General features: G+C 60.2%; 4 protein-coding genes. All 4 read left to right on the forward strand.

What is annotated here, in order from left to right; translation table 11 throughout:
* A partial coding sequence (locus CVO76_RS14680) for a glycosyltransferase family protein (protein WP_244186009.1) occupies positions 1–1,499 on the forward strand: 1,499 nt, incomplete at its 5' end.
* Entirely contained in the window at positions 1,480–2,778 is a 1,299-nt protein-coding gene (gene wecC / locus CVO76_RS14685; RefSeq protein ID WP_208739923.1) for a UDP-N-acetyl-D-mannosamine dehydrogenase, read from the forward strand. The genes CVO76_RS14680 and wecC, both read left to right, overlap by 20 nt.
* Entirely contained in the window at positions 2,771–4,633 is a 1,863-nt protein-coding gene (locus tag CVO76_RS14690; protein WP_208739924.1) for a glycosyltransferase, read from the forward strand. The genes wecC and CVO76_RS14690 overlap by 8 nt, the downstream gene beginning before the upstream one ends.
* Before the next feature lie 65 nt (positions 4,634–4,698).
* Positions 4,699–6,183 (forward strand): glycosyltransferase, encoded by a 1,485-nt coding sequence (locus tag CVO76_RS14695; RefSeq protein ID WP_208739925.1) that lies wholly within the window; start codon positions 4,699–4,701, stop codon positions 6,181–6,183.
* Positions 6,184–6,545 lie beyond the last annotated feature (362 nt).

The following is a 6,545-nucleotide window of genomic DNA, read 5'->3' on the forward strand; positions in this document are numbered from 1 at the left end:
CGGCTCCCGAGTTCCGTGAGCTCATGGCCTGGTGCCGGGCGCACGGGCTGCCCACGGTGTTCTGGAACAAGGAGGACCCGCCCCATTATGCGGACTTCCTGGCCGCGGCGAAGCTCGCCGACTGGGTCTTCACGTCGGACGAGGGGCGCGTGGCGTCCTACCGCCAGGACCTTGGCCACGAGCGCGTAGCAGTGCTGCCTTTCGCCGCCCAGCCTGCCGTCCACAATCCCGTCCGCCCCGTGCACGGGCGGCACTCGAGGGACGTCGCCTTCGCCGGTATGTACTTCGCCCACAAGTACCCCGAGCGGAGGGATCAGCTGCAGCTCCTGCTGGGCGGGGCGATGGACGCTTCGCCGGGCATGAAGCACGGGTTGGAGATCTTCTCCCGGTTGCTCGACGGCGGTGCCGAGTACCAGTTCCCCGCACCGCTCGACGCCCGGGTGGTGGGAAGCCTCCGCTATGACCAGATGCTGACGGCCTACAAGGCCTACAAGGTGTTCCTCAACGCGAACTCGGTGGTGGACTCGCCGAGCATGTGCGCCAGGCGTATCTTCGAGATCTCGGCGTCCGGCACGCCTGTGATCTCGGCGCCCAGTGCTGCCATCCCCGAATTCTTCGCTGCAGGGGAGGTCCCGGTTGCAGGCACACGCCTCGAAGCAGCACACCTGGTGCGCGCCCTTGTCCGCAATCCCGAACTCAATGACCGCACGGCTCACCTGGCGCAGCGGCGTGTCTGGACCGGCCACACCTACGCCCACCGTGCCGAACGCGTCGTCGCGGCAGTGGCGCCCGCCAGCAGTCGGCCCGTGGACCGCCCCACGCTGTCGGCCCTCGTGCCCACGATCCGCCAGGGACAGCTGGAGCACATCTGCCGGACGATCGGCAGCCAGATCGGCGTGCAGGCCCAGCTGGTACTCCTTGCCCATGGCATTCCGCTTGCCGAACAGGAGGTCCGCGCCATGGCCCGGGCGCACGGAATCGCAGATGTCGTGTTCCTCGCCGAATCGTCCGACACCACCCTCGGCGCGTGCCTCAACCGCTGCGCCGAAGCGGCGGACGGGCAGGTGCTCGCGAAGATGGACGACGACGACCACTACGGTCCGCAGTACCTCAGCGACCAACTGTTCGCGCTGGAGTATTCAGGGGCGGATGTGGTCGGCAAGCAGGCCCACTACATGCACCTCACCACGTCCGATGCCGTGATCCTGCGGTCGGGGGAGCGGGAGCACCGCTTCAGCGACTTCGTCATGGGCCCCACCATCGTGGCGCGCGCCGGACTCATGCGGGACAATCCGTTCCCCGATCTTCGACGCGGTGAGGACACGGCGTTCCTGCGGAACGCGTCAGCCGGCGGCGGGACCATCTACTCGGCCGACCGGTTCAACTACGTCCAGGTGCGCAACGGGTCGGGCCATACCTGGCAGATCGGTGATGCCGAGCTGCTCGCGACGGGCGATCTCAAGTTCTACGGAAGGCCATATGAGCACGTTGATATCTGAGCGGACGTCCGGCGCCCCTGAGCGGGCCGACGTCGTCGTCGTTGGTTTGGGCTATATCGGGCTGCCCACGGCAGCAGTTCTCGCCACTACGGGCTTGTCCGTGGTCGGGGTGGACGTCAACCAGGAAACGGTCGACGCCGTGAACAACGGCATCGTCCCCTTCGTGGAGCCCGACCTCGGTGTGCATGTGGCCGGTGCCGTGAGCCAGGGAGCGCTCAGTGCCGCCACGAAGACTCCGCGGGCCGGTGCCTACATCGTCGCTGTCCCGACTCCGTTCATGCCGGACAAGAGCGCGGACCTGTCCTACGTCCGTGCGGCCGCGGAAGGGATAGCTCCACAGCTCGAGGGCGGAGAGCTGGTCATCCTCGAATCGACCTCCCCTCCAGGTACCACCCAGCGCCTCGGTGACTACCTCCTCGAGCTACGGCCCGATCTCAGCCTCGACGGGGTGGACGGCAAGCCCGTAGTGCATCTGGCGCACTGTCCGGAACGGGTGCTCCCCGGCCGGATCATGATCGAGATCGTCACCAACGACCGCGTGGTGGGCGGGTTGACACCGCATGCGTCCGAGGCCGCCCGGCAGCTCTACCAGACGTTCTGCCAGGGCGAGATCCACATCACGGATGCGGCGACGGCCGAGATGAGCAAGCTGGTGGAGAACGCCTACCGGGACGTGAACATCGCATTCGCCAATGAGCTGAGCATCATCAGCGAGAACCTGAGCATCGATGTCTGGGAGCTCATCCGTCTCGCGAACCATCATCCGCGTGTCAACATCCTCAGCCCGGGCCCGGGTGTCGGCGGGCACTGCATCGCCGTCGACCCCTGGTTCATCGTCGCCGCGGACCCGGAGAACTCGACGCTGATCCGCACGGCGCGCGAAGTCAACGACAGCAAGCCGGGGCACATCGTGAACAGGATCCTCGCTGGGATCGAGGGCCTGGCCGAACCGGTCGTCGCCTGCCTCGGACTTGCGTTCAAGGCGAATATCGACGACATCCGGGAGTCTCCGGCTGTGGAGATCGTGCAGCGCGTCGCGGCTGACGCACCACATGCTCGCCTTTTGGTGGCAACTCCGTTGAGGGACAGGCGGAACCTTCCTTCGGTCGTCTCCGGGATCGCCAACGTGGAGTGGTGTGAGATGCAGGACGGCGTCGATGCCGCCGATGTCGTGGCTCTGCTGGTGGACCACGATCGGTTCCGGGAGATTCCAGCCGAAAGTCTCGAGGGCAAGGTAATCGTTGATACACGAGGATTCTGGGGGAAGAAACATGTCTGAGGCAGCAGATGGAGTGCACACGGCGACGGTCTTGCCGGCGGGTCGGCACTTTGCGGTCACGTGGAGTTTGCCAGCGGAATTTGCAGGGCGCACGAACGCGATGCTCCACAGATCACGAGCCTTCGCCAAGTATGGCGGCCATCCGGTGGACATCCTCACTTTTGATAGCTTCAGGGATTATCCCACTATCCGGCGAGTCCTGACTGAACGGGGTTTCCTCAACGAGGGAACTCGCGTCCTCAACATGTGGGAGGATCTGCCGGCGGTAGCTGAGGCTGTGAATGAGCGGGGAGGCGACGCCACCGTATATGAGCATTTTGCTCCGTTGTCGACGCGGTCCAGCATTGTCGTCGAGCGCCTCGAAGGACCGCATCCTCGTCTCGCGCGATATGCGGAGGATGGAAAGACGTTGCTGCAGATGGATCATTTCCGACCGGATGGAACGCTCCTGCTCTCCGACCGCCACGACGCCAAGCGGGAGGGTTTCCACGGCGGTAGGGTTCTAACTCTGTGCGACTCACGAGAGCGGCCAGTTCGTCGATGGACTTCAGCTTGGGGTTTGTACCGGGCATGGATTGAATACCTGACAAGCACTGATCCTGCATGGTTTGTCGTCGATAATAAAGACACGGCTCGCTTTATGGCTAGTGTCGAACGTGACAACGCGTTGGTTCTCTATCAGATTCACGAGTCACATTTGGCCTCACCTTCCGGTAGTTTTGCCGCGGAACTGACTCAATCCGCTACCGAAGTGCTGCCCAGACTGGACCGACTCGACGGTGTCATCTTTCTCACCGAGCAGCAAGAGCGCGACGTCCACCTGAGGCAGGCGGACGTGGGAAACAGCTACGTGGTACCGAATAGCCGGGAGATAGGAGGTACAGACCCCGGGGTTGCGCGGAACCCGCGTCGGGGGATGCAGGCCGCATCCTTGAACCATCGAAAGCGCATCGACCACGCGATCAGGGCTGTACATCAAGCCAACGAACGTCTTTCCGAACCTGTGACCCTGGATGTTTTCGGAGGCGGATCGCAGCTAGAGGCGCTCAATGAACTCATCACTTCGCTCGGCTCTGATTCCACAGTGTCGCTCAAAGGGCATGTCACCTCGGCACAACAATTCTTTAGCAGCGCGTCCTTCTCGCTTCTCACCAGCACGTCAGAAGCGTTGCCACTTGCGCTATTGGAGAGCATGGCGGCCGGGTGCATTCCCATCACCTACGACATCCGGTATGGACCCGCTTCAGTAATCACGCACGGAGTGAACGGATTCATCGTTGAGCAGGGGAACGTAGATGCGCTGGCGAAATGCATCGAGGAACTCGTGACCATGCCTAAAGCACGGCTTGCTGAGCTGCGTGCCGCCGCAAGAGCACGGGCAATGGAGTACTCGGATGCGAACGTGGTGCAGAAGTGGGCGGATACGATGAGAGATGCGGTGAACCGCAAGCGGATGCCCAGTCCACCGGTCGAAGTTCGGATAGTAGATTCGTCATGTACGTTTCGTGCGGCCGGTTCGCTTGAGATCGAACTCGAGGTGCAGACAAAGGTTGAATCTAAGCCACTTGACAGCTATTTACCGGCATTTTATTGCAGCATGAAGATTCGGTCGAGAGAAGCTTTCTTCCGAGTGGCCTCGTCTAAGCGCGAGGAGCGCGCCGATGGATCTATATCGCTAATGTTCGTATTTCCCGTCGAGATGATGCAAGCATTGAAAGAATGCACCGCCGACCTCATGCTCGAAACGCGCTATATGAAGACGACCGTGGTCACCCGCGTCCCTCTCGCGGGACTTTCGGGTACCGCCACGGCCTACTCGACAACGCTCGGAAACCTTAGTATTTCCTTCCAATAAATTCTCCCTGTTGAACGTCACAGCCTCTACTGAATTCGTAAGTCACAATGAAAGAGAATCGACACATGTCTACTGATGCAGCACTTCCGTCGAGCGACATTTTGCCCGACGGGTATCATTGCGCCGTGACGTGGAGCGTTCCCTTCGATTTCGGAGGTATGACGGAGGCACTCCTCCATAGGTCACGGGCGTTTGTAACCGGTGCTGGGCAGAGTGTCGATGTGCTCACCTTCGCCTACGAGAACGACTACGACGACATTAGATGCGAACTTGCAGCAGAAGGTAAGACCGTGCCCGGGATACGCTTGCGCAACCTTTGGGAAGAGTTAGCAGAAATGTCCGACGAGACGATGATGAAAGTTGTCCCGGCAGATAGATTGAGGGGAAAGTTCCGGCCGATTGACGAGCACGACGAATACGACGAGGACAGGTTTGGTGGAATCCTTCGCCGCCGGTTCAGGCGTAATAGTGCTACCCAGGCTGCACTGCAGACGGACTACTTCAGGCCGGACGGGACTATCTATGCGAGTGATCGAAAGGATCTCGACGAGCGGGGAATCGAGGGCGGACGAATAGTGTCGCTCTGCGACTCTGAGGGCACGCCAGTTATGTCCTGGAATCAGATTTGGCCGCTTTATCTGTTCTGGCTCGACGTCGTGACGGGTTCTCGTGAGACGTACATGATTGTCGACAGTAAGTCGAGCGCAAACTTCATCACCAGGTATCGCCGACCCAACGTGATATCAATGCACCTAGTGCACAACTCACACCTGGCAAGCGGCACAAAAAGGCCTTTCGGGGAATTGAGTCCGTCCCGGAAGTATGTGTTCGAACGGCTGGATACTTTCGATGCTGTGGTGTTCCTCACGAAGCAGCAGAAAGAGGACGTGGACGCGCTAGTGGGCGAGCAGTCAAATACGTGCGTAATACCTAACAGCCGGAATATACCTCCAATGTCTTATGCAAAGCACGATAGGCAACGAGATTCTAGCGTGATCCTCGCAAGTCTCACGAAGCGGAAGCGCATCAACCATGCAATAGCTGCAGTGTCTGAAGCAATGCAATCAACAGGGCTGAAGGTCACGCTCGACATCTATGGTCACGGAAGCGAAGCCGGCACTCTTGCTGCGCTGATTACCGAGAGCGGTCTGAACGACAGCATTCGGTTGTTGGGCTACAGCTCTGCTGCGAAAGAGAAGTTCAAGGAAGCGTCGTTCACGCTGCTCACCAGTACCTTGGAAGGTCAGGGTCTGGTACTTGTCGAAGCAATGAGTATGGGTTGCATACCTATCTCCTACGACATCCCGTACGGACCGGCCGACTTCATCACCGATGGTGTCAATGGGTTCCTCGTGCGACCTGGAGACATCAAGGGTCTCGCGGAGCGGATTGTGCAGATCGTCGGTATGAACGAGAGCGAGTTACAGGACATGCGAGCAAACGCTCGTCAAACGGCCGAAGCTTTCACTGATCGCGCCAGCACGGAACGATGGGGACAGGAAATGCGGGCTGCAGTTGATCGAAAGCTTGCCGAAGCTACATCTCGGTAGGAGGAAATTTCGTCATTAGTGGGCGAGCGAACCAGTGCTTCACTAGCTTCTGTATCTAACCAGGCGAAAGTGCCGTGAACAGACAATTTTGTCACAAGTTCCTGATGTTACTGCCGTTACGGAAGTTGCGGCTGTTGCCGAAGGGGGTGGCGGGTGTGACAATGAAGGCCATTGGTAGGTCTCACTAGCAGGGTCTTGCAAGCCACGGCACTGCTCGCTTACAAGGTGCCGAATGAACTCTCATCGTCCCCCAAGGAGCGTCGGTCGGCGTGTCGCGGGATTGCTCATAGTGCTTGTGATCAGCACTCTTCTATCCCCTGTTCCCGCGACCGCGCTGACGCCGAATCCGCTCATGACGGTTG

The sequence above is a fragment of the Arthrobacter agilis genome, from assembly GCF_002953615.1.
GTDB classification, from domain to species: domain Bacteria; phylum Actinomycetota; class Actinomycetes; order Actinomycetales; family Micrococcaceae; genus Arthrobacter_D; species Arthrobacter_D agilis_B.